Origin of the sequence: Kitasatospora sp. NPDC089913, from assembly GCF_044748625.1 — a bacterium.
Classification (GTDB): domain Bacteria; phylum Actinomycetota; class Actinomycetes; order Streptomycetales; family Streptomycetaceae; genus Kitasatospora.
This window is the reverse complement of record NZ_JBIVGI010000019.1, coordinates 108,045-132,090: the sequence shown is the minus strand read 5'-3', so window position 1 is coordinate 132,090 and position 24,046 is coordinate 108,045. Positions and strand designations below refer to the sequence as shown.

General features: G+C 74.9%; 13 protein-coding genes. 12 read left to right on the top strand and 1 reads right to left on the bottom strand.

The window, feature by feature from the left end; translation table 11 throughout:
• Positions 1-503: 503 nt before the first annotated feature.
• Complete coding sequence (locus ACIPYS_RS26595) at positions 504-2,642, top strand: amino acid adenylation domain-containing protein (RefSeq protein ID WP_400750369.1); 2,139 nt, start codon at positions 504-506, stop codon at positions 2,640-2,642.
• 205 nt (positions 2,643-2,847) lie between these two features.
• On the opposite strand, the gene ACIPYS_RS26590 is transcribed toward ACIPYS_RS26595, so the two are convergent.
• Positions 2,848-5,850 carry an AfsR/SARP family transcriptional regulator gene (locus ACIPYS_RS26590; protein ID WP_400750366.1) on the bottom strand — a complete coding sequence of 1,001 codons (3,003 nt, stop codon included), beginning with the start codon at positions 5,848-5,850 and terminating at the stop codon, positions 2,848-2,850.
• 246 nt (positions 5,851-6,096) lie between these two features.
• On the opposite strand from ACIPYS_RS26590, the gene ACIPYS_RS26585 reads away from it, so the two are divergent.
• The 11 genes from ACIPYS_RS26585 to ACIPYS_RS26535 all read left to right on the top strand — a co-directional run bounded on the left by ACIPYS_RS26585 (position 6,097) and on the right by ACIPYS_RS26535 (position 23,817).
• The gene (locus ACIPYS_RS26585) at positions 6,097-6,960 is read left to right on the top strand and encodes an aminoglycoside phosphotransferase family protein (protein ID WP_400750363.1); all 864 of its coding nucleotides are present in this window, start codon (positions 6,097-6,099) and stop codon (positions 6,958-6,960) included.
• A 13-nt stretch (positions 6,961-6,973) separates the two neighbouring features.
• Positions 6,974-8,233 (top strand): MFS transporter, encoded by a 1,260-nt coding sequence (locus ACIPYS_RS26580; protein ID WP_400750360.1) that lies wholly within the window; start codon positions 6,974-6,976, stop codon positions 8,231-8,233.
• A complete protein-coding gene (locus ACIPYS_RS26575) occupies positions 8,230-11,634 on the top strand; it encodes an amino acid adenylation domain-containing protein (RefSeq protein ID WP_400750357.1) in 3,405 nt (1,134 codons plus the stop codon). The genes ACIPYS_RS26580 and ACIPYS_RS26575 overlap by 4 nt, the downstream gene beginning before the upstream one ends.
• Positions 11,635-11,653: 19 nt before the next feature.
• Positions 11,654-13,948, top strand: coding sequence for a type I polyketide synthase (locus tag ACIPYS_RS26570; RefSeq protein ID WP_400750354.1), 2,295 nt, complete (start codon positions 11,654-11,656; stop codon positions 13,946-13,948).
• A complete protein-coding gene (locus tag ACIPYS_RS26565; protein WP_400750351.1) occupies positions 13,948-14,220 on the top strand; it encodes an acyl carrier protein in 273 nt (90 codons plus the stop codon). Before ACIPYS_RS26570 ends, ACIPYS_RS26565 begins: the two co-directional genes overlap by 1 nt.
• A complete protein-coding gene (locus ACIPYS_RS26560) occupies positions 14,217-17,939 on the top strand; it encodes an AMP-binding protein (protein ID WP_400750348.1) in 3,723 nt (1,240 codons plus the stop codon). Before ACIPYS_RS26565 ends, ACIPYS_RS26560 begins: the two co-directional genes overlap by 4 nt.
• A gap of 45 nt (positions 17,940-17,984) precedes the next feature.
• Complete coding sequence (locus tag ACIPYS_RS26555; RefSeq protein ID WP_400750345.1) at positions 17,985-20,918, top strand: type I polyketide synthase; 2,934 nt, start codon at positions 17,985-17,987, stop codon at positions 20,916-20,918.
• Between the two features lie 124 nt (positions 20,919-21,042).
• Positions 21,043-21,804, top strand: coding sequence for an Ig-like domain-containing protein (locus tag ACIPYS_RS26550; protein WP_400750342.1), 762 nt, complete (start codon positions 21,043-21,045; stop codon positions 21,802-21,804).
• Positions 21,801-21,989, top strand: a complete 189-nt coding sequence (locus ACIPYS_RS26545) for an Ig-like domain-containing protein (protein WP_400750473.1) — start codon at positions 21,801-21,803, stop codon at positions 21,987-21,989. The genes ACIPYS_RS26550 and ACIPYS_RS26545 overlap by 4 nt, the downstream gene beginning before the upstream one ends.
• 341 nt (positions 21,990-22,330) lie before the next feature.
• Positions 22,331-22,555 carry a hypothetical protein gene (locus tag ACIPYS_RS26540; protein WP_400750339.1) on the top strand — a complete coding sequence of 75 codons (225 nt, stop codon included), beginning with the start codon at positions 22,331-22,333 and terminating at the stop codon, positions 22,553-22,555.
• A gap of 362 nt (positions 22,556-22,917) precedes the next feature.
• Positions 22,918-23,817: a hypothetical protein gene (locus ACIPYS_RS26535; protein WP_400750336.1), complete on the top strand. Its 900-nt coding sequence runs from the start codon at positions 22,918-22,920 to the stop codon at positions 23,815-23,817.
• Positions 23,818-24,046 lie beyond the last annotated feature (229 nt).

Sequence of the window (24,046 nt, the reverse complement as noted above, 5' to 3'; positions counted from 1 at the left end):
GGGCGACCCGGCTCCGCCCCGTGACCCAAGTCACAGTCGAGGTCTTCCTGTTCGCACCGGCTCCGCCCGGCGCTAGGGTGAAAGGGCATGGGGGAATCAACAGCCGACCGTCGTCGGTTCTGTCGCCCGGTCCGCCCCGGAGCCCGATTCCCGTCTTCCCGCCTTGTGAATTCCCTGTCTGTTCAGTCGTGTTCGTCCGACATGGGGGCCTCATGAGCCTGGAGAATGCACGCGAGTTTCCGAACGATCCGAACGATCCGAATGACGGGGCCGATCCGGCCGATCCGGCCTACCCCGTTGCCCACGAAGGCCCGAACGGCGTGGCAGAGCGATTCTGGGCGGAGCACCTCGCGGGTGCGCCCGCCCGGTCGGGCCTGCCGGGCCTCTTCGGGGCCGCGGGTGGACCGAGCGGCGCCGGTCGGCCGGGTGGAACGGCTGGAACGGCTGGAACGGCTGGAACGGCTGGAACGGCTGGGACGGGTGGGACGGGCGACACCGGGACAGTGCCGTTCGCCCTGTCCGCGCCGCTGCTGGACGGTATCGCCAAGCTGGCCGCCACCGAGGGCTGCCGCCCGTTCGACGTCCTGGTCACCCTGGTGCAGGTCCTGTTGCACCGCTGCCGCGCGCAGGACGACGTGGTGATCGCCGTGCCTCGCACCGGTGGCCGCGGCGGGACGCTCCCGCTGCGCGCCGTTCTCGCCCCCGGTGCCACCTTCCTCGATCAACTGCGTTCCACCGCCGACACCCTGAGGCAGGCGGAGCGGCACCAGGACGTGCCGCCGGTCCGGCTCCTGGCGCTGGCCGGGTTCTCCGGTGGTGCCGGGTCGCCGTCGCCCTGCCAGGTGCTGGTGGGCCGTCCGGGCGAGCCACGGTCGGAGGATGTCGGGGACGAGCTCCGCCACGACCTCGAACTGCACCTCGAGCCCGCCCCGGCCGGGGCGCTGCGCTACCGGCTCGACCGCCACGACCGGGAGACGGTCGTCGCGGCCGGACTGCGGCTCGGCCGGCTCGCCGAGGCGGCCCTCGCCGATCCCGGCCGCCCGGTCGGCCGACTGGAGCTGCTGCCCGAGACCGAGCGCGCGCGACTGCTCGGCTTCAACGAGACCTCCGTCGACTACGGCGAGCCGCGTCGGCTGCACGAGTACATCCTCGACCGGGCCCGGCGCACCCCCACGGCGGTCGCGGTCGCCGACGCCGCAGAGGAGATCGACTACGCCGAACTCGTCGCCAGGGCAGGGGTCCTGGCGGAGCGGCTGCGCGCGAACGGGGTCGGGCCGGACGTGCCGGTGGCCGTCTGCGCCCAGCGGTCGGTCGCCCTGGTGGTGGCCCTGTTGGGCGTGCTGCTGGCGGACGGCGCCTACCTGCCGCTGGACTGCGAGCATCCGGCGGCGCGGATCCGCGGCATCCTGGACGAGGCCCGCCCGGCGGTGGTGCTCGCGGACGAGTCGTTCGCCCCGCTGTTCGCCGGTACCGGCTCCGTGCTGCTGCCGCTCGACGGGGGCGCCCCGCCCACCGACCCGCCCCCGCCCCCGACTCCGGCGCCCGCGCGCGAACCCTCGGACGCCGACCTGGCCTACATCATCTACACCTCCGGCTCGACCGGGCGCCCCAAGGGCGTGGCGATCCCGCACCGCGGCATCGTCAACCGGCTGCTCTGGATGCAGGACCGGTACCGGCTGACCCCGGACGACGTGGTGCTCCAGAAAACGCCGTACACCTTCGACGTGTCGGTCTGGGAGTTCTTCTGGCCGCTGCTGGCCGGCGCCCGGCTGGTGATGGCGCGGCCGGACGGGCACCGGGACCCGGCCTACCTGGCCGGGGTGATGGCGGAACAGGGGGTCACCACCGCCCACTTCGTGCCGTCGATGCTGGCGGTCTTCGCGGAGGAACCGGGAGTCGCGCGGTGCACGGCGCTGCGCCGGGTGGTGTGCAGCGGTGAGGCGCTGACCTCGGCCGTCGTACGCCGCTTCCGGGAGCGCAGCCGGGCCGAGGTGCACAACCTGTACGGTCCGACCGAGGCGTCGGTCGACGTCACGCACTGGACCTGCCGCGACGACGACCCCGAGGGCGGGGTCCCGATCGGCGTGCCGATCGCCAACACCACGGCCCACGTCCTGGACGACGCGCGCGAGCCGGTGCCGATCGGCACACCGGGCGAGCTGTACCTGGGGGGAGTGGGGCTGGCCCGGGGTTACGTCGGCCGGCCGGACCTCACCGCCGAGCGGTTCGTGCCGGACCCCTTCGGCGCCGGGCCGGACGCGCGGCTGTACCGCACGGGCGACCTGGTGCGGTGGACGGCCGGTGGGCGGCTGGAGTTCCTCGGTCGCCTCGACCACCAGGTCAAGCTGCGTGGTCTGCGGATCGAGCCGGGCGAGATCGAGGCGGTGCTGTGCGGTCACCCGGCGGTGTCGGAGGCGGTGGTGCTGCTGCGCGAGGACCTGGGCGCGGTCCCGGTCCTGGTGGCCTACCTGGTGACCGCGAACGGGCAGGAGCCGGCCGGCCTGACGGCGCACCTGGCGGAGGCGCTGCCCCGCTACATGCTGCCGGGGCGCACGGTGGTGCTGGCGACCATGCCGCTGACCCGGAACGGGAAGCTGGACCGGGCGGCGCTGCCGAAGCCGCCGGCGCGGCGCCGGAGGTGACGCGGCGCAGGGCGTGAAACGGGTCGGGGGGGGGGGGGGGGGGGGGCCCCCGCCGGGGCCCCCCCCCCCCCCGCCCGATTGCTGTTCCTGCCGGTAGAGCGGTCCGCGGTGCCTGCCACTGCGGTGCCCACCATCGCGGTGCCCGCTGCCGCAGTGCCCGCCACGGCAGTGCCCGCCACCGCAGTGCCCGCCACCGCAGCGCCCGCTACCGCGACCGTGCGTACGACCGTCGCTCGGTGCGGTTCCCCGCGCGCCCGGCCGCCGCCCCGGCCAGGTGCCGTTCGACCTCCGCGGCACGCGGGTGCGCGATGTCCGTCAGGATCGAGTGCGCCCCGCGCCAGGCCCGCACCGCCTGTTCGGGCCGGCCGAGCCGCGAGTACGAGGTTCCCAGCCCGTCCAGCACCACCGCCTCGGCGTAGCGGTCGCCGGCCCGTCGGTACAGCAGCAGGGCCTGGCGCCGGTAGCCGACGGCCTCGGCGTCGCGGTCCAGCAGTTGGTGGAGCTCGCCCAGCCCGGCCAGCGCCTGCGCCTGCCCGTGCTCGTCGTCGAGGCCCCGGAAGGCCGCCAGCGCGTCGCGGTCGTGCGCGACGGCCTCGTCGAACCGCTCCAGCGCCCGGTAGGAGCGGGCCAGGTTGACCAGGCAGGTGGCCGCGCCGAGCCGGTTGCCCAGCTCGGCGAAGATCACCCGGGCCTGCCGCCAGCACCGGACGGCCTCCTGCGGCCGGTCCAGCCGGTCGAGGGCGCTGCCCAGGCTGAGCAGCGCGGCGGCCTCGCCGTCCCGGTCCCGGTTGGCCCGGTGCAGTTCCAGGGCGCGCTCGTGGTGCCGGAGGGCCTCCTGGAACCGGCGGGTGAGCGCGTGGCAGTCGCCGAGCTCCGTGAGCACCCGGGCGGCGAGTGCCGGGTCCGCCTCCGGACTGACCGTGGCCTGGGTGGTGCGCAGCACCGCCAGCAGGCTCGACGCCGGGCCGCGGGTGTGCAGGTACCAGCTGAGCGAGAGCGCCAGCGCGGCGACCAGCGGTCCCAGGCCCTGTTCGGCCGCGCGGGCGAGCACCGCGGTGAGGTTGGCGCGCTCCGCGTCCAGCCAGGCCAGCGTCCGGTCGTGGTCCGGGAAGCGCAGGGCCGGCAGCACCGGCGGGGGCAGCGGCGGGGCGTAGCGCGGGCGGACCGCCGACGAGCGGGCGCGCAGCAGTTCGTCCGCCGCGCGGGCGGTGTGGCAGTACCACACCGTCAGCCGGTAGAGGGCCAGGCGGTCGGCGGCCCCGCCCTCCGCGAGTTCGGCGGCGAAGGCGTGCAGCAGGTCGTGCAGGCGGTACCGGGCCGGCGTGTCCTGGATCAACAGGTTCTCGTCGACCAGCAGTTCCAGCGTCTCGCGTGCGGCCGCGGGGTCGACGCCGGCCAGCGTGGCGATCGCCGGCGCGGTGTACTCGCGTCCCGGATGGACGGCCAGCAGCCGGAATACCCGCCGGGCCTCCTCGGGCAGCCGACGGTAGGAGAGGTCGAGGCTGGCGCGCAGCGAGCGGCCGCCGGTGGTCAGGGCAGTGATGCCGCCGGGTCTCAGGTAGTCGACGAGGTCCGCGAGCCGCCAGGCCGGGCGGGCCCGCAGGCGTGCCGCGGCGAGCACCAGCGCCAGCGGCAGGTGCCCGCAGGCGTGGACGACCTGGGCCGCGGCCCCGGGGGAGTCGGCGACCCGCTCGGCACCGGCGACCGCGTCCAGGAGCCGCAGCGCCTCGGCGGGGGGCAGGGTGGTGAGCGGCAGGGAGCGGGCGCCGTCCAGTCCGGCCAGACTGCGCCGGCTGGTGATCAGCACCAGGCAGCCGGGGTCGGCCGGGATCAGCGGGCGGACCTGGTGCGCGTCGGCCGCGTCGTCGAGCAGCAGCAGTGCTTCGCGGCCGTGCAGACGGTCGCGGAACAGGGCGGCGCGCGCGTCGAGGCCCTCGGGCATCAGCGAGCGGTCCACACCGAGGGCGTGCAGCAGGCCCGCCAGGACGTCGGAGGGGTCGGCGGGTGGCCGGTCCGGATCGAAGCCGCGCAGGTTCACGTACAGCTGCAGGGTGCCGAACCGGCCGGCCCGGACCAGCTCGTGCGCCGCGTGCACGGCCAGTTGGGTCTTGCCCACCCCGGCCATGCCCTCGATCGAGGTGACCAGCACGGTGGCCGAGACCCCGGCCGGTCCGGCGGCCGGGGCCGCCAGCAGGGTCCGCAGCTCCTCCGCGCGTCCGCTGAAGAAGGGCAGGTCGGCCGGGAGTTGGCGGAGCACGGTGACCGGTTCCGCCGGGAGCCGGGGCGGCAGGGTGCCCGGCCCGGCCGGCGCCGGGTGCTCTCGCCGGAGCTCGGTGCCGGTCCCGTCCGGATTCGGGACGGGGCCCGCGGGCAGGCCGGTGAGGTCCGGCTCGGGCCCGGTCCGCCGGTCCCGGTCGGGCGGCGCCGTTCGCTCCGAACTGCTCTGCAGGGCCGGCGAGTTGCCGCCGGAACGCAGGACCCGCTGGTGGGCGGCCGCGATCCGGGCGCCCGGTTCGATGCCGAGGTCGCGGGCGAGCGCGGTGCGCAGCCGCCGGTAGACGGCCAGTGCCTCGGCCCGGCGGCCGGCGACCGCGAGGGCCTCGATCAGCAGCGCGTGCACGCCTTCCTGGTGCGGCTCCTCCGCGGCGAGGCGGGTGAGCAGCAGCACGGATTCGGCCGCGCGGCCCAGTTCCAGACCGGCCCGGGCGGCCAACTCGGTGACCTCCACCCGGGACTGGGTCCAGCCCGGTGTCTCGTCCCGGTGCAGCCGGTCGCAGTTCACGTCGGCCAGGGGCGTGCCGCGCCACAGGCCCAGGGCCGCGGAGGCCGCCGTCCAGACGGCGGGCCAGTCGTTCGACCGCGCGGCGTCGCGGGCCGATTCGCAGTGCTCGCCGAAGAGCAGGGTGTCGAGTTCGGTCCGCGCCCCCACCTCGATCCGGTACCCGGGACCGGTGGTCACCACCCGGTCCGATCCTTCGCCCAACAGGCGCCGCAGGCGCAGCACATGGCTGCGCAGGGTGGCCGGCGCGGCGGGCGGCTCGTTGCTCCACACGATGTCGGTGAGCTCGTCGACGCTGACCGTCCGGTTGGGACGGCACAGGAGCGCCGCGAGCAGGACTCTCACCCGCGACGGCAGCGCGACGGTGGCGCTGTCGACACGGACTTCGACGGGGCCGAGCACCCCGAAAAAGACGCTGGTTTCTGTCATTTCTTCCCCCGAAAGGCCGGTGGCCGCTGGGAAATTGAACCTATGTGAACGGTCAGCGTCAAGGGTCGTTGATCCGTGTCGAAACCCCGGCCACGCGAATTCAACAGGTCTTGCACAGCCATTCCATCGGCCTTGCACAGCCCTGTCGGAGGCTCCTCCCGTGGCGATGGCCAGCGGGGCGGGACCGCTCGGCCGTCCCCACCCGTCCGACCAACCACGAAGCGACTCATGGAAGGGGTGTCCCCTTTGCTGGATTTGGAGTTGATAGCCGGGCGATTGCAGGCGATCGCGGACTTCATGCGCCGGGGAAAGGTGAACCGTCGCTGGGTGGGCTCGCTGCCGGAACAGGTGGCGGCCCTGGCCGGGGAGTGGGAACTCGACATCGGGGAGGTGGTCGGCGTCGACTTCTCGTCGGCCGTGACCTCCGTGCTGGTCTCCTGCACCGGGCCGATGGGCGAGGCCGAGCTGAAGCTCGCGCCGGACGCCTACGCCCTCGCCGAGGAAGTGGCGATGCTGCGGCAGTTCGCCCCCGGCGGCCGGGTGCCCGAGGTGCACGGGAGCAGCCGGGGCGCGGCGCTGCTGGAGGCGGTCCGGCCCGGCACTCCGGTCGAGGACCTGCCGCGGCCGCCGTCCCCCGCCGACTACGCGCGGTTCCTGGACGACCTGCACACGGTCGGCGACCCGGCGAGCGCGCCCCGGCAGGCCGCCGACTGGCTCGGCATGATGCTCGGCTGGGCCGAGCAGGGCGGTGCCGAGCTGGCGGAGGCGAGGCGGATCGCCGACCGGCTGCTGGCCACCGAACCCGAACGGGTGCTCCTCCACGGTGACCTGCACCTGGGCAATGTGCTCACCTCGGACCGCCGGGGCCTGGTGGCCCGGAGTCCGATCGCCTGCGTCGGCGAACGGTGCTTCGACGCGGCCGACTACGTGCTGGAGGGCGCGGACCTCGCGGACATGGTGGACCGCCGCGACGGCCTGGCGGCGGCAGCCGGACTCGACGCCGAGCGGCTGGACGGCTGGGCCAGGGTGCTGGCCCCGCTCGGGGCGGCGCGCGCACCGCAGCCGGAGCGGGTCGCCACGCTCCTCGCGTACGGACGGGGTGAGTACTGAGGTGCCCGGGTCCGTGGACAACACCACCGGCCTGCTCGGCCGGCTGATCCCCGCCGACGCGCTGCGCCGGCGACTGCTGGCGATCCGGTTCGCCGAGGCGACCGGCAAGGGCGTCTTCCTCTCCGGCAGCATCGTCTACTTCACCCTGCACGTCGGGCTGACCGCCGCCGAGGTGGGCATCGGTCTGTCGCTGGCGGGCTTCGCCGGACTGCTCTCCTCGGTGCTCTTCGGCATGATCGCCGACCGGATGCGCAAACGCACCCTGCTGTTCCTGCTGTTCGCGGCCGTCGCGGCCGGCTTCGGGCTGTACTCCGCGGTGGACGACGCGGTCCAGTTCTACGTCCTGGTGACCCTGGTCGGCTTCCTGGACTACGGGATCGGACCGACCGAGAACGCGCTGCTGGCCACCGTGATCCCGGAGGGCGAGCGGGTCCGGCTCAACGCGACCATGCGTACGGTGTTCAACGTCGGTTTCAGCGCGGGCATCGGCATCGCCGCCGCGGCCGCGCTGAGCACCCGGTTGCTGGTGCTGATCCCCGCGGTCGCGGCGGTGCTGCTCGGTCTCGCGGCGCTGCTGGTGACCCGCCTGCCGGAGGGGCCGCCCGGCGACCCGGAACAGCGTCCCCGGCCCTTCGGCGCGGTGCGCGACCTGCGGTTCCTCGGCGTGGTCGGACTGTCGACCGTGCTCGCCTCGCACATCAGCCTGCTCATGGTGGTGCTGCCGCTGTGGGCCCTGGAGCGCGCCGCCGTCCGGCCGTTCCTGGTGCCGCTGCTCCTGGTGGTCAACACCGTCTTCGTCATCCTCTTCCAGGTGCGGGCGAGCAAGGGCGCCGAGACGGTAGCGGGCGCCGCGGCGACGGCTCGCCGGGCCGGGCTGTGGATCGCGGCGGGCTGCGCCGCCGCCTCGGTCACCGCCCTGTGGCACCAGACCGGGGCGGCCACCGCGGCGATCGTCGTGACCGCCCTGATGCTGTCCGTGGCCGAGGTCATGCAGTCCGCCTCGGCCTGGGGCCTCGCCTTCGGGCTGGCACCCAAGCACGCCGAGGGCGAGTACCTCGGCGCGTTCGACCTGCACGTGGCGACCCAGAACATCGCCGGGCCGGCGCTCTTCTCCGGCCTGGTCATCTCGGCAGGCTTCTGGGGCTGGATCGCGATCGCCGGGCTGATGCTCGCCGCGGCCGCGCTGATCGGGCCCGCCGCGCGGCGCAGCGCCGACGCGATGGCGGGCAGCGCCCGCCCGGAGGCCGTCATGGACACCGGAGGGGCGGTATGACCGACAGCGGCAGGGCATCGTTCACGCGGGAGCGCAGCGGCAGGGCATCGTTCACGCAGGAGCGCTTCTACTTCCTCAACGAGCTGCAACCGGGCAACCCCGCCTACGTGGTGGCGTTCGCGCTGCGCATGACCGGTGCGCTGGACCACGACCGGCTGGCCGCGGCGGTCCGTGCGGTCACCGCCCGGCACGCGGTGCTGCGCACCGGGTTCGCCGTGCGGGACGGCGAGTTGACTCAGCTGGTGCACGACACGGCGGAGCCCGACGTCACCGCCGTCACCCACCCGCCGGCCGACCGGCCGGCCGAGGACCGCCACCTGCGCGACCTGGTGGCCGCCGAGGCCGCCGTGCCGTTCGCGCTGGCCGACGGCCGGGTGCTGCGGGCCCGGATCGTCTCCTGGGGGACCGGCCGGCACGCGCTGGTGGTGTTGGTGCACCACATCGCCTGCGACGGATGGGCGGTCGGACTGCTGCTCGACGACATCGCGGCGCAGTACAACGGCCGGTCGACGCCCGCGCCGGGCGCCTCCTACCTGGACTACGCCGAGGCCCAGCGCACGCTGTGGGAGAAGCACACCAGGCGTCTGGAGCACTGGCGCGAACTGCTCGCAGGCGCCCCGAAGCTCGCCCTGCACACCGACCGGCCCCGGCCCGGTGTGCTCACCCACCGCGGCGCGGTGCTGCGCCGTCCGGTCGATCCGGAGCTGGTCCAGCGGCTGACCGACTGGGCCAAGGAGCACGGGGTCACGCTGTTCGCGGTGGCGCTCGCCGCCTACGCCAGGGTGCTGTCCCGGCACGCCCGCCAGCCGGAGGTGGTGATCGGGGTCCCGGTCGCCAACCGGCTGGACGAGGCGGAGGAGCAGCTGGTCGGCTGCCTGGTCAACACGCTGCCGGTGCGGGTCGACCTGAGCGGCGAGCCCGGCTTCGCCGACCTGGTCACCCGGACCTGGCGGACGGCGCTGACCGCGCTCGGCGACCAGGACGTGCCGTTCGAGCGGATCGTCCAGGCGGTCGGCGAGGAGCGCCAGCTCAGCCACGCCCCGGTCTTCCAGACCATGCTGACGGTGCAGAACTTCACATTCACCGTGCCGGACTTCACCGGGCTGACGGTGTCCGAGGTCGACGTCGAGATCGAGGCGGCCCGGTTCGACCTCGGACTGACCCTGGACGTCTCCACCCGCTCGCCGTTCCTGCGCGCCGACTTCAGCACCGAGCTGTTCGACGCGGCGACCGTCGAGGGGCTGGTGGCGCACTTCCACGCGCTGCTGGAGTCCCTGGTCGACGACCCGGACGGCGAGCCCGTGATGGTGGACGCCCGGGAGCACCGGCTGCTCGTCGAGGGCTGGAACCCGCCGGTCGGGCCGTCATCGGTCCGGCCGTCGCCGGTCCGGAGGTCGGCGGTCCAGCCGTCACCGGGCGACCGCCCGTCCGAGCGCCGCCCGTCCGAGTCCCGCCCGTCCGAGCCCCACGCGTCCGAACGCCGCCCGTCCGTGCTCCGGCTGTTCTGCGAGCACGCCGCCGCCGCGCCGCAGGACGTGGCGCTGGTGCACCGGGGACGGACGACCGACTACCGGGAACTCGACGAGTGGTCCGGCCGGATCGCCGCCGCGCTGCGCCGGGCCGGCGTGCGCACCGGGACCCGGGTCGGACTGCTGCTCGGCCGCTCCCCGGCGATGCTCGCGGCGATCCTCGGCACGTGGAAGGCCGGCGGCGCCTACGTGCCGCTCGACCCCGCGCACCCGCGCCGCCGTCTGGAACACATCCTGGACAGCTCCGGACCGACCGTCGTCCTGATGGAGGAGGAGACCGCCGACCTCGCCCGGCAGCTCACGGAGGGCCGCGACACGGTCCGGCTGGACGCCCGCCGCGCGGACGGCGCCGACCTTGCCGCCCCCGCCGACGGTGCGCCGGAGCACGCTGTCCGGTGGCCCGAACCCTCGGACGTCGCGTACGTGATGTACACCTCCGGATCCACCGGGGTGCCCAAGGGCGTGATGGTCCGCCACCGCGGCCTGGACGCCCTGTTCGGCCCGCGCCCGTGCGGCCTGGACACCGACGGCGGCGACAGCTGGCTGGCCGCCCACAACTTCTCCTTCGACGTGTCGGTCCTGGAGATCCTCGGCGCCCTGACCACCGGCAGCCGACTGGTCATCGCCGACCAGGAGGACGTGCTCGACCCCGAGCGGCTGGCCCGGCTGATCCACGCGCAACGCGTCACGGTGGTCAACCTCACGCCCAGCCTGCTCTACCGGGTACTGCCGCCGTTCTTCGACACCCTGGACGGCGACGGCTCCCCGGACGGCGGCCGCTCCCCGGTGCGCTACGTGGTCCTGGTCGGTGAGGCGCTGAGCTGGTCCCGGCTGGCCGGACTGGTCGACCCGCGGCGGCTGCCCGCCGTCTTCGTCAACATGTACGGGGTCACCGAGGCCACCGTCGTCAACACCGTGATCGAGGTGCCCGCCGCCGAACTGGGCCGGGTGCGGGAGGGCAGCATCGGCGTGCCGCTGCCGGCGAACCGCTGCTACGTGCTCGACGAGAACCGCCGGCCCACCGGCGTCAACGTGCCCGGTGAGCTGTACCTCGCCGGCGAGCTGGTCGCCGCCGGCTACATCGGCGAGCCGGAGCTCACCGCCGCCCGGTTCGGCGAGGACCCGTACGCTCCCGGCGAGCTCTACCGGACCGGGGACATCGTCCGCTGGGCGCCCGACGGCCGGCTGGTGTACATCGGCCGCGAGGACACCCAGGTCAAGGTACGCGGCCACCGGGTCGAACTCGCTGACGTCGAGGCGGCGTTCCTGCGCCGCCCGGGCGTGCGCCAGTGCGTGGCCGTGGTCGAGGCCGAGGAGCTGATCGCCTTCGTCTGCGCCGACCCAGGGGCGGGCGGAGAGCGCGAACTGCGCTCCCTGGTCCGCGACGAACTGCCCGGCTACATGGTGCCGTCCCGGATCCTGCCGGTCGAGCGCGTCCCGCTCAACGCCAACGGCAAGGTCGACCGGCGGCGCCTGCTCGCCGAGCACGCCACCGCCGCCGCCACTCCGGCGCGCCGCACCGCCCCGCCGGCCACGGGCGACGGACCGGCGAACGGCGACTCGCTCACCGCGCGGATCCGCGCGATCTGGGCCGACGTGCTGCGCCGGCCCGATCTCGAACCGAACGACAACTTCTTCGACGTGGGCGGCAGCAGCTTCGCGCTGATCACCGTACGGGAGCGGATGGCGCAGACCGGGCTGGACCTCTCGGTCACCGACCTGTTCCGGCACGGCACGGTCGCCGCCTGCGCCGCGCACTTCCGGCAGGCGCGGACCGCCGTGCCCGCCGACGACCGGACCGCGCTGCGCAAGCACGGCCGCGACGAACTCGCCCGACGGCGCCGACTCACCAGGGGGCCCGAGCATGTCTGACCGAACAGGGGGCACGAGCATGTCCGACGAACAGGGACAGGACCGGATCGCGATCATCGGCATGGGGATCAGGCTCCCCGGCGCCGGACGCGACCTCGACCGCTACTGGCACGACATCGAGAACGGCGTCGAGTCGATCTCCTTCTTCACACGCGAGCAACTCCTCGGCTGGGGCGTCCCGGAGGAGGTCGCCGACAACCCGAACTTCATCCCGGCCCGCGCCGTCCTGGACGACTACGACCACTTCGACCACCGGCTGTTCGGCTACTCGCCGCAGGACGCCGTCCTCATGGACCCGCAGCAGCGGATCCTGCTCGAATGCGCCTGGGGCGCGCTCGAGCACGCCGGCTACCCGCCGATCGGCGCGGACGGCAACCGCACGGCCGTGTACGTCGGCACCGGGATGAACGTCTACCTGCTCGACATCCTGTGGCCGAACGTCCGCGCGGTGAAGTCGGCCGGCGGACTGGGCGTGCTCACCTCCAGCGACAAGGACTACGCCGCCACCAGGATCGCCTACAAGCTCAACCTCCAGGGCGCGGCCTTCTCCGTGCAGACCGCCTGCTCCACGTCGCTGGTCGCCATCCACCTCGCGGTGCAGAGCCTGCTCACCTACGAGGCCGACATGGTGCTCGCCGGCGCCGCCTCCTCCGGCCCGCCCACCCGGCGCGGCCACTTCTACGCCCCCGGCGGCACCTTCTCCCGCGACGGCCACTGCCGCACCTTCGACGTGGCCGCCGACGGCACCGCGGACGCCGACGGCGGCGGCGTGCTGGTGCTCAAGCGCCTGGAGGACGCGATCCGGGACGGCGACACCGTGCACGCGGTGATCGCCGGAACCGCCGCCATCAACGACGGCGCCCGCAAGGCCGGATTCACCGCGCCCGGGGTCGAGGGCCAGGCCACCACCATCCGCACCGCGCTCGCGGCGGGCGGCATCGACCCCGACACCATCGGGCTGATCGAGACCCACGGCACCGCCACCCCGCTCGGCGACCCGATCGAACTCGCCGCGCTGCGCTCGGTGTTCGGCACCGACCGGGGCGACCGTCCGAAGGCCGCCCTGGGCGCCCTCAAGTCCATCATGGGCCACCTGGACACCGCCGCCGGGGTCGCCGCCGTGATCAAGACCGTGCTCGCGCTGAAGCACCGCACCATCCCGCCGGTGGGCCTGTTCACCGCGCCCAACCCGGCCCTCGAACTGGAGAAGTCGGTCTTCTGGGTGCCCGCCACCGCGACCGAGTGGCCGGCCGTCGACGGCGTGCGGCGGGCCGGCGTCAGCTCCTTCGGCATCGGCGGCACCAACACCCACATCGTGCTGGAGGAGGCCCCGCCGGTCACCCCCCGCAGGCCCCGCCGCCCGGCCAGCGAACTGCTGCTGGTCTCGGCCAGGACGGAGGAGGCGGCCACCGCGAGCCTGGCCCGGGTCGACGCCTTCCTCGCCGACCTGCCGCCGGCCGAACTCGGCGACGTCGCCTACACCTTGCGCACCGGAAGGACCGAGCTCCCCTGGCGCGGCTTCACCGTCCGGATGCCGGAGGAGGACCTCAAGCCGCTGCTGCCGGTGCGCCGCACCGACCCGCGGGCCGCCGAACGCGGCGTCGGCTACCACCTCACCGGCGGCGGCCAACTGCCCGGCTGCGGGCACTGCTACCACATCGACCCCGACTTCCGCCGGATCATCGACCTCGGCTACGCCGCGCTGCGCCCGCTGGGCGAGGACGCCGACCCGGCGATCAAGGAGCGGGTGGGCCGGTTCGCCGTCGCGATGGCCTGGACCGACGCCCTGGACCGCCGCGGCATCCGCCCGGTCGCCCTGACCGGCGACGGCCCCGGCGCGGTCGCCGCCGCCTGCACGGCCGGGGTGTTCGACCTCGCGACCGGCATCGAACTGGCCCTCGGGCGGCGGCCGTCCGACTGGCGACCGGCCGCACCCACCGCCCGGCTGTACTCCCCGGTCGACGGCGCGCCGGTCACCGCGGCGCAGGCCGCCGACCCCGACTACTGGGTGAGCCGGTTCGACGAGCCAGGCGACGGCACGTTCGCCCCGCCGGCCGTCGACCCCGAGCCCGCCACCTGGCTGGAGGTCGGCACCCAGGTCTTCCCACACATGGGCGTCGAACTGCCCGAGATGAGCAGCGCCTACGACCGGATGCTGGCCGCCGTCGGCCTGCTCTGGCAGCTGGGCATCGGTGGCCCCTGGAACGAGGAGGGGGACCGCGGCCGCCGCCGGGTCCCCGCCCCCGGCTATCCGTTCGCCCCCACCCGGCACTACCTGGAGATCCCCGCCACCGCGAAGGAGAGGCACCTGTGATGGACCCTCGGACCGAACAGGACTGGGTCGCCGAGTTCGAGCAGCTCTGGATGGAGGTCCTCGGCGTCGACGAGGTCCACGAGCACGACGACTTCTTCGACCTCGGCGGCCACTCGCTGAGCGCCCTGCGGCTGAGCACCCTGATCCGCCAGGAGCTCAACCGTCCCGTCGACCTCGCCGACGTGCTGCACAATCCCCGCTACGGCGACCTGCTGGCCGTGGCCGGCCGGGACGAGCCCGAGCCGGCGGGGACCGAGGGCGGTCGGGCATGACCGTCGCCCCCGGGCGCGCGGCCGACTGGCTGCCACTGGTCGCGGAGGTACTCGGGCTGTCGGCCGACGAGGCCGACACCCGGTACCGGGCCGAGTCGTTCACGGCCCTGGGCGGATCCTCGCTCCAGGCGATCGCACTCGGCGCCCACGGCCAGCGGCGGCTGGCCCGCGACGTCGCGGTCGCCGGGCTGCTCGGCCCGGACCCGCTGGCCGCCGTCCTGGCCGGCGCCCGGGACTTCGCACCGAGCGCCCCGCCGCCCCTCGACCCGGCCGCCGCCCCGCAGCCGCGCGCGCTCCTGCCCGGGCAGCGGGCCATGCTCGCCGCCCACCTGGCCGGCCAGGACCAGCCCTACCGGCTGCTCTTCACCCTGCGGCCGCCGGAGCCGCTCGACCTCGCGCGTACCCGGGCCGCGCTGCGGGCCCTCACGGCGCGGCACGAATCGCTGCGCACGATGTTCACGGGCTCCACCGGCGAGCCGATTGCCTCCGGGGCCCCGAGGACCGTGCGCCGGGTCGTGCTGCCCGCCTCCCACGAGCCGCGGCTGCTGCACCAGACCCTGCCCGCCGGGACCGACGCGGTGCGCACCGTGCACGAGCTGTACGCCGCGCGTGCCGGGGAACTGCTGCGCCCCTTCGACCGGCCGCCCGTGGTGTTCGTCCGCACCCTCGCCGGGACCGAGACGCTGCTCTCGGTGCTGGTGCACCACGCGCTGGCCGACGGCTGGAGCATCGGTGTGCTGTGGCGCGACTTCGCCCGGCTGTACGAGGACGGACCGGACGCGCTGCCCGGGCCCGGACCGTCACCGGACTGGACCGGCACCCGGCTGGCCGCCCGGGAGGCCTCCGGCGACCTGGCGGTGGCCGTGGCCGGGGTGAGGCGGCGGCTGGACGGCGCCCCGCTGGTGGCGACGCTGCCCGGCGGGCCGGACCCGGCCGGTGCCGACGGTACGGGTGGTACCGACGGTACGGCCCGTGCCGCCGGTGCCGGCGCCCGGCTGGTGTTCGAGCTGCCGGAACAGGTGGGCGAGGGCGTGGACCGGTTGGCGCGGCGCTGCCGGACCACGGTCACCTCGGTGCTGCTCGCGGCGTGGTCGCTGGCCGCGGCCCGCCGGATCGGCACCGGCGACCTGGTCCTCGGCGTGGCGGCCGCGGGCCGCTCCGAGGCCGGCATGGAGGACGTGGTCGGGCTCTGCACCCGGATCGTCCCGGTCCGCTGCCGGATCGACGACACCCGGACGGTCGCCGAGCACGTGCGGGCCACCGCCGGTGCGCTCGCCGACGCGCTCGCGGACGCCGACCTGCCGTTCGACCGCGTGGTGACCGGCCTGGACGGCACCGTCGACGGGACCCGCAACCCGGTGGCGCAGCTGGGCTTCGCCGCCCACCACGACCTGGTCCCCGACTCCTTCGGGACCGCGGGCGGCACCTGGCGGGTGTACGAGGGCCACTGCGCGGGCTCGGCCTTCGACGCCCTGCTGTACGTGCAGTCCTGGTCGCCGCGGCCCAGGCTCGCCGTCGAGTACGCGACCTCGGCGCAGAGCGCGGCGGACGTCGGCGAGCTGGCGGAGTCGCTGCAGGCCGTGCTGGCGGAGCTGGCGGGGCGCGCAGGGGGAGCGGGGGACTGGGGGGACGCGGCCGAGCCGCAGACCCCCGTCGGACGGATCGCCGGGCTCTCCGCCGGCCAACTGGCGCGGCTGCGCGAACTCGGCCTGGGCACGGACTCCACGACCGGCGACGACCTGTGGGGCTGCTTCGAGCGGCGGGTGCGGGAGCGTCCCGACGCGACGGCGCTGCTCGATCCCGACGCGGGCCACACGCTGACCTACCGGCAGCTGCACGCGTACGCCCTCGACCAGGCCGGGCTGCTGCACGGGTGCGGGGTCCGCGCCGGTGACCGGGTGGTGCTGGAGCTGCCGAGGTCGGCGGCGGAGGCGGTGGCCGTTCTCGGCGCCCTGCGCCTGGGCGCCGCCTGGGTGGCGGTGGACCCGGCCGCCCCGGCGGCCGGACGCGCCGCGGTCGCGGGCGCGGTCGCGGCCGCCGCCCGGATCGGCGGGGCGGCGGACGACCCGGCCTTCGCCGGCGTCCCCCGGTGCCCGCAGGCCGGTCCCGGCCGGGTGCTCCCGGCGGGGCTGCCCGCCGGAGCGGGTGCCGCACTCCCGGTACACCTGCCGGAGCCCGCCCGGGCGGCCTACGTCTCGTTCACGTCGGGAACCACCGGCGTCCCCAAGGGTGTGGTGGTCCCGCACCGCGCGGTGCTGCGCCTGGTGGACGACGAGGACCTGTTCGCGCCCCTGGTCCCGTCCGCGTCCTCCGACGCCGGCCCTCCCTCCGACGCCAGCCCTCCCTCCGAAGCGGGCCCTGCCTCCGACGGGGAGCGTTCGGCCGACGCGGAGCGTTCCGCCGCCGACGGGCCGCGAACGTCGATGCTGCGGCTGTCCCCGCTGGCCTTCGACGCCTCCACCCTGGAGCTGCTGGTGCCGCTGGCGAGCGGGGCGACCGTGGTCGTCCACCCGCCCGTGGAGCCCACACCCGACAGCCTGGCGCGCTTCCTTCCCGCCGCCGGCGTGACCCACGCCTGGTTGACGGCCGGCCTGTTCCACCTGGTGGCCGACCACCGGCCGGACGCGCTGCGCGGGCTGCGCCAGGTGTTCACCGGCGGCGGGGTGGTCTCACCGGCGCACGTCCGGCGGGTCCTCGAGCAGTCGCCCGGACTGCGGGTCACCAACGGCTACGGGCCCACCGAGAACACCACGTTCACCACGGTGTGCCACGTCGAGGGTGTGTCCGAGGTGTCCGACCCGTTCCCGATCGGCCGCCCGGTGCACGGTACCGGCGTGCGGATCACCGGCCCGGACGGGCGGCCGGTGCCACCCGGGGCGGTGGGTGAGCTGCGGGCCACCGGCGCGGGACTGGCCGACGGCTACCTGGGCGATCCGGAGCGCACCGCGCAGTCGTTCAACGAGCCGGCCGGCGAGCGCGAGTACCGCACCGGCGACCTGGCCCGCTGGGGCGCGGACGGGCGGCTGCTCTTCCTGGGCCGCGTCGACCGGCAGCTGAAGGTCGCCGGGTACCGGATCGAACCGGTCGCCGTCGAGCGGCGGATCAAGGAGCAGGACGGGGTGCTGGACGCCGTCGTGCTGCTGGCCGGTGAGCGGCTCTGCGCGGCGGTCAAGGCCGATGCGGGCGTCCTGGACCGGGTGCGGGCGGCTGTCGAGCCGGTGCTCGCGCCCTACGAGCGCCCGCAGCGCTGGCAGGCGGTGCCGCGGTTCCCGCTGGACCGCAACGGCAAGGTCGACCTGCGGGCCCTCGGTGCGCTGTTCGACCCCCTGCCCGCGCCTGTGCCTGTGCCCGCGGTCGCTGTGCCCGCTGCGGTCGCTGCTCCCGAGCCCGCCGCCCCCGGGCCGGACCGGGGCGGTCCGGAGTCGGCAGCTGGTGCGGCGTCGGTCGCCGAACCGGTCGAACCGGTCGCACCGGTCGCACCGGTCGACCTGGCCACCGACGACGCCGAGGAGCTGATCCGTGACGTCTGGACCGAGGTGCTCGGGACCGACGACTTCGACTTCGACGAGGCCTTCTTCGACGTCGGCGGCGACTCGCTCACCCTCGCCATGGTCCGGACCCGGCTGGAACGGCGATTGGGCGCGCGACCAATATCTCTGGCGGAGCTGTACCGGTACCCCACCGTCCAGGCCCTTGCCCAGCATCTGCGCACGACATGACGAAACGACACCACGACGAAACGACGAAACGACGGGGGTGATGAGATGAGCGACGAGCTGAACGACCGAATGAACGACAAGCCGAACGACCGGGCGAGCGACAGGCCGGGCCACGACATCGCGATCGTCGGAATGGCCGGCCGCTTCCCGGGCGCCGCCGACCTCGACGAGTACTGGAACGGTCTGCTCGCCGGGCGGGTGGCGGTCGCCCGGCTGTCCCGCGAGGAACTGCGGGCGGCCGGAGTGCCCGCCGCCGACCTGGCCGACCCGGCCTACGTGCCGGCCCGCGGCCTGCTCGCCGGTCCGGAGCTGTTCGACGCCGAGTTCTTCGGCATCCCGCCGCGGGAGGCCGCCCTGATGGACCCGCAGCACCGACTGCTGCTCGAGACCGCCTGGGAGGCGCTGGAGAGCGGTGGACTGATCACCGACCGGCCGGCGGGCCGGGTCGGCGTGTTCGCGGGCTCCGGATTCAACTACTACCTGCAGCAGCAGGTCCTGGCCGACCCGGAACTCCTGGCCGAGCAGGGACTGCTGTCCGTGGTGCTCGCCAACGAGAAGGACCACCTCGCGGCCCGGATCGCCTACCGGCTGGGCCTGAACGGACCCGCGATCGGCGTCCAGACCGCCTGCTCCACCTCGCTGGTCGCCGTGCACCTGGCCTGCCAGAGCCTGCGCACCGGGGACTCGGACCTCGCCCTGGCCGGCGGCGTCGACCTGGAGTTCCCGCAGCAGGCCGGCTACCGCTACGAGCCCAAGGGCATCATGTCGCCCGACGGCGCCTGCCGCCCGTTCGACGCCGCCGCCAACGGCACCGTGCCGGGCAGCGGCGTCGGCATGGTCGTCCTCAAGCGGGCCGCGGACGCGGTCCGCGACGGCGACCGGGTCCACGCCCTGATCTCCGGCTCGGCCGTCAACAACGACGGTGCGGCGAAGGTCGGTTACACCGCCCCGGGGGCGGGCGGCCAGGTCGACGTGCTCACCCGCGCCTACGCGGCCGCCGGCGTCCACCCGTCGACGATCGGCTACCTGGAGGCGCACGGCACCGCCACCGAGGTCGGCGACGCCATCGAACTGTCCGCGCTGCGCGAGGTGTTCGGCGACGGCCGGGGCACCTGCTCGCTCGGCTCGGTCAAGGCGAACATCGGCCACCTGTCGGCCGCCGCCGGCGTGGCCGGCCTCATCAAGGCCGTCCTCGCCCTGCGCCACCGGCGGATCCCGCCGCTCGCCGGCCTCGACCGGCCCAGGGCCGAACTGGACGACCCGGCATCGCCGTTCACCGTCGACAGGGTCGCCCGGGAGTGGACCGCCCCGGCCGGCCGGCCGCGCCGGGCCGCCGTCAGCTCCTTCGGCCTCGGCGGGACCAACGTCCACGTCGTGCTCACCGAGGCACCCGCCGACCCGGCGCCGCCCACCCCGACCGCCCCGGACGTCGTCCTGGTCTCCGCCCCCACCGAACCGGCCCTGCGGAGCGCCGCCGAACGCCTCGCCCGCCACCTCGCCGACCACCCCGGCCTCCCGCTGCCCGACGTCGCCCTGACCACGCAGCAGCACCGCCGGCACTTCGCCCACCGGATCGCCGTCGCCGCCCCGGACGCGGCGAGCGCGGCCCGCGCCCTGACCGGCGCACCCGTGCGCACCGCGCTGCGCCGGCCCGAGGTGGTCTTCCTGCTCCCCGGCCAGGGCGCCGAAGCACCCGGCATGGCGGAATGGGCCTACCGCCGCTACCCGTCCTTCGCCGCCGACATCGACCGCGGCAGCGAACTCGCCCGGCACCTCCTCGGCGTCGACCTGCGCGACCTGCTGGTCGGCCGCGACCCGGAGGGCCTGATCCACCGCACCGACCTCACCCAGCCCGCCCTGGTGCTGCACGAGTACGCGCTGGGGCGGCTGCTCGGCTCCTTCGGGGTCCGGCCCGCCGCCCTGCTCGGGCACTCGGTGGGGGAGTACGCGGCGGCGTGCCTGGCCGGCGAACTCGAGCTGGCCGACACGCTGCGGCTGGTCGCCGAGCGGGGCGCGCTGATGCGGCGGGCCCCCGAGGGCGGCATGGTCGTGGTCCTCGCCGCGCCGGACGTGGTGCGCGGACAACTCGCCGGACCGGACCGGCTCGACATCGCCGCGGTGAACGCGCCGGAGGTGGTCGTGGTGTCCGGCCCGCCCGACGCGCTCACCCGGCTGCGCGCCCGGCTGGACACCGCCGGCATCCAGCACCGGGTCCTGCCCACCGAGCGGGCCTTCCACTCCCGGATGATGGCCGGGGCCGCCGCCGCGCTGGACGCGGTGGCCGCGACGGTCGAGGCCAAGCCGGGCGGGATCGACGTGATCAGCACCGTCAGCGGTCGGCTCCTGCCTGCCGGCGGCCTCCGGCCCGCCGGCTACTGGGCGGAGCAGCTGCGCAGCCCCGTGCGCTACCAGGACGCGGTGGTCACGGCGGCGGCCCGAAGCCGGGCGGTGCTCGTCGAGGTGGGCCCGGGCAGCGGCCTGATCGGCAGCGCCCGGCAGATCCCCGAGGCCCGGCGGACGCCCGTAGTGGCACTGCAGCCGCGCCGCGGCGACCTGCTGAGCGGCCTCGGCGCGCTGTGGGCCTCGGGCGTCGAACTGGACTGGGCGGCGGTGCGCGCGGGGACCCCGGCGGTCCGGGCACCCCTGCCCGCCCGCCCCTTCGCCGCCGCCCGCCACTGGCTGGACACACCGGTGGCCCCGGCCGCCCCGGTCCCGGCTCCGGCCCCGGACCCCGATCCTGTCCCGACTGGGACCGAGGAGGACCCGACCGTGCAACAGATCGCGGAGATCTGGCGCTCACTGCTCGGGGTGCCGACCGTCGGGCCCGACTCCGACTTCTTCACGCTCGGCGGGGAGTCGCTGCTCTTCATCCGCATGATCGCCCAGGTCCAGCGCAGGTTCGGCGTCCCGGTCCGGATCGCCGACCTGGCCGAAGCACCGACCCCGAGGGCGATCGCCGCCCACGTGATCGGAGGGTGAAGCGGTCGCGTCCCGGTGTGCGCCCCACCGCACACCGGGACGTCGGCCGCCGGTCGCCCGGGACGCGCACCTGCGCGGCGCCACCGCCGTACCGGCACGGGCCACTACGGCCAAGGTCCTGGCCATGAACGGCTCCGGCGTCTCCGGCCGGACCTACAACGGCACCCAGCTGCAGAGCTTCCGGATCGTCAAACAGGCCGACGGCTCGTGGGGCATCCGCGCCTTCTACCTCGACCGCACTTTCCCGCAGGAACCGCAGGCCCGGGACGCGGCCGCCGCCACGAGCCAGGGACGGGCCGTTGACGTCGACGTCCTCGCGAACGCCTCGGGCACCGGCACCACCCAGCCCCTCGACCTGACCGCCACCGGTACCTCGAAGCCCGCGAACGGCACCGCCGCGATCGTCGGCGGAAAGGTGCGCTACACGCCCGCCGCGGGATTCACCGGCTGCGACACCCTCACCTACACCGTCCGGGACATCTTCGGCCGGCAGTCCACCGCGACCGCGCGGGTGGCCGTCGCCGACGTCGGCAACGTCGTCGCGCAACCGGTCAGCGGCACCGCCCTGACGGTGTCCGGGGCCCTCGTCACCGGCTCGGCGTTCCAGGACGGCAACGCGGCCCAGAGGTTCACCCTGGCACCCCGGGGCGACCGCTCCTCCGGCGCCGTCACCACCACCGCCTACAACGGCACCCAGCCGCAGAGCCTCGAACTGGTCGACCTGGGCGACGGCACCTACGCCCTCCTCACCTACTACGGCAGCACCCAGGTCCCGCAGACCCCCGTCGCCCGCACCACCGCCGGCGCCACCGTCCAGGGCGGCGTGACCACCGTCGATGTCCTCGCCACCCCACCGGCACCGGCCGCACCGACGGCCGGGGCCTGACCCTCACCGGCGTCTCCGCCCCGGGCCACGGCACCGCCGCGCTTATCGACGGCAAGGGCCGCTACTCCGCTGACGCGGGCCTCCCCGGCTTCGACACCTTCACCTACACCGTCCGCGACCGCCTGGGCCGCACCGCGACCGGCACCGTCAACGTGGCCGTCGCCGCCCGCGGTGCCTCGGGCTGACACCCCCGACCTCCTGGGGCCCGAGGCCAACGCGCAGGAAGTCGGCCCGTCAGACTTCCTGCGCGGCGCATCCTCTCGCCACGCACTCCTGCTGGACCGCAGGACGCCCTGTTCGAAGGTCTGCGACCCGATGTGCCCGTGGGGGACATGGGCGTGGTGCCAGCCGGGGGCCCAACACGCCGGCCTGGAGGGCGGCGCGGCCTCGAGGCAGAATGATCGCCATGACGACTTGAAGAGCACCCGCGGGCCGGAAGTCCTGGCGCAAGCGAGGTGACGGCTGGTCGGTCCTCGACGGCGTCCGACGGCTCTGCGCCGTCTGCCACGAGCCGGTCCGCTCCTACGTGTACCGCCTCCACCCGCCCGAATCCTCCGGCTTCGAGCGTTGCGTCGCTCTCGTCTGGTGCTCGGGATGCCGGATCTGGTCGAGCAGCACGGTCCACGTTCCGCGCGGTCAGGTCCTGGTCGACGCCCTGGCATCGCTGCCCGCCGCCGACCGCGACCTGCTGCACCGGAAGGAGGCCGTGATGGTCGACCGCCTCGACGGTCGGGGCGTCGGTCAGCGGTGAGGCGCGCAGTGACCTCTGACGGTACTGCGACTCGGGACCCAGGTATTGACCTGCGCTTCCCGCTCCGCTGACGACGGCCCCGGCCGATCGTACTTTCGAGCTGTTGACCGGCACGGCCCCCGGTGGCGGTACGGACCCGGGGCCGGCAGGTCCGGCACCGTCCATCGTCGGACTCGCCGACGGACATCGGGGTCCGCGATGCCCTCGCGGAGACGAAGCGCGCGCCGACCGTGGCCGGTCGGTGTGTCAAGTGTGTACTCGCGGCGGACGCCCGCCGAGACCTGCTCCTGAGATCTCGCTCGAGAATGTCAGTGGTTCGTGCAAGTGTTCTCCCTGCTCACCCCACTTGACCGGAGATCTCTGTGACGATCCGCCGTACCACCCTGATTGCCGCTGCCACGGTGCTCGCCCTGTCCGCCGTGGCCGCCTGCAACGACGACACGTCCGCCCCGTCGGCTGCGGGCGGCCCCGTCGCGCAGAGCGCGAACGCGAGCGGCACTCCGAGTGCAGCCACGCCGACCGCGACGCCCACGCCGACCGCGACGCCAACGCCCACCGCGACCCCGACGCCCACCGCGCCCCCGAGCCCCGCGGGTGCGCCGGTCGACGCCTCCGGTGCGTTCGACCCGGCGGTGGCCCTGGCGAACCCCGACCGGACGCCCTATGCCGCGACGCTGAACATGAAGACGACCGCGACCGCGAACGGTCAGGGAACCGTGATGACCGCGACCGGCCGGACCAACGTCAACACGCCGGGCCACGAGGGCCGGACCGAGACGAGGATGACACTCGGCGGCAGCGACGAACCCATTCTCTGGATGGAGTCGGTCAACACCGGCAACGGCATCTTCATGCGCGACAAGACCAAGCCGGGCAGCACCTGGGGCCCGACCGGCGACAGCGAGGACGCCACGGACGACAACGGTGCGGGCCTCTACGCCAAGGCCCTCGTCGACGCCGGCCCAGCCGCCCGCAAGGGGATGGAGCAGAAGAGCGGGGTCCCGGCCTTCCACCTCGGGGCCCGCCTGACGGCTGCCCAGATCAAGGCCATCGACCCCGAGGAACACCGGAACATGACCGAGAAGGGCGTCGCCGCGAAGGACTACGACGTCTGGATCGACCGGGCCGGCCGTATCGTGGCCCAGACGCAGTCCATGAAGATACCCAAGGACGGCACCACCGTCACGAGCGTCATCACCGTGACGTACAGCGACTTCGGGCCCCGCGAGACCTTCACCGTGCCGACCACCGGAGCCAGCTGACCCGGTACCCGCGCCGGCCGGCACCCGCGCCGGCCGTGACCCGCCCCGGCCGTGACCCGGTCCGGCGGAGCCCGCCTTCGGTCGTACTCGCGACGGATTCACGGGCAACGTGACCGAAGGACGGACCGCCCGGGCAACGGAACGTCGAACCGGACCTCCCCACCGGTCCGGAAGTGGGGGGGGCCCCCCCCCGACCCGCCCGGGGGTGGGAGCCCGGCGAGTGTGGGCG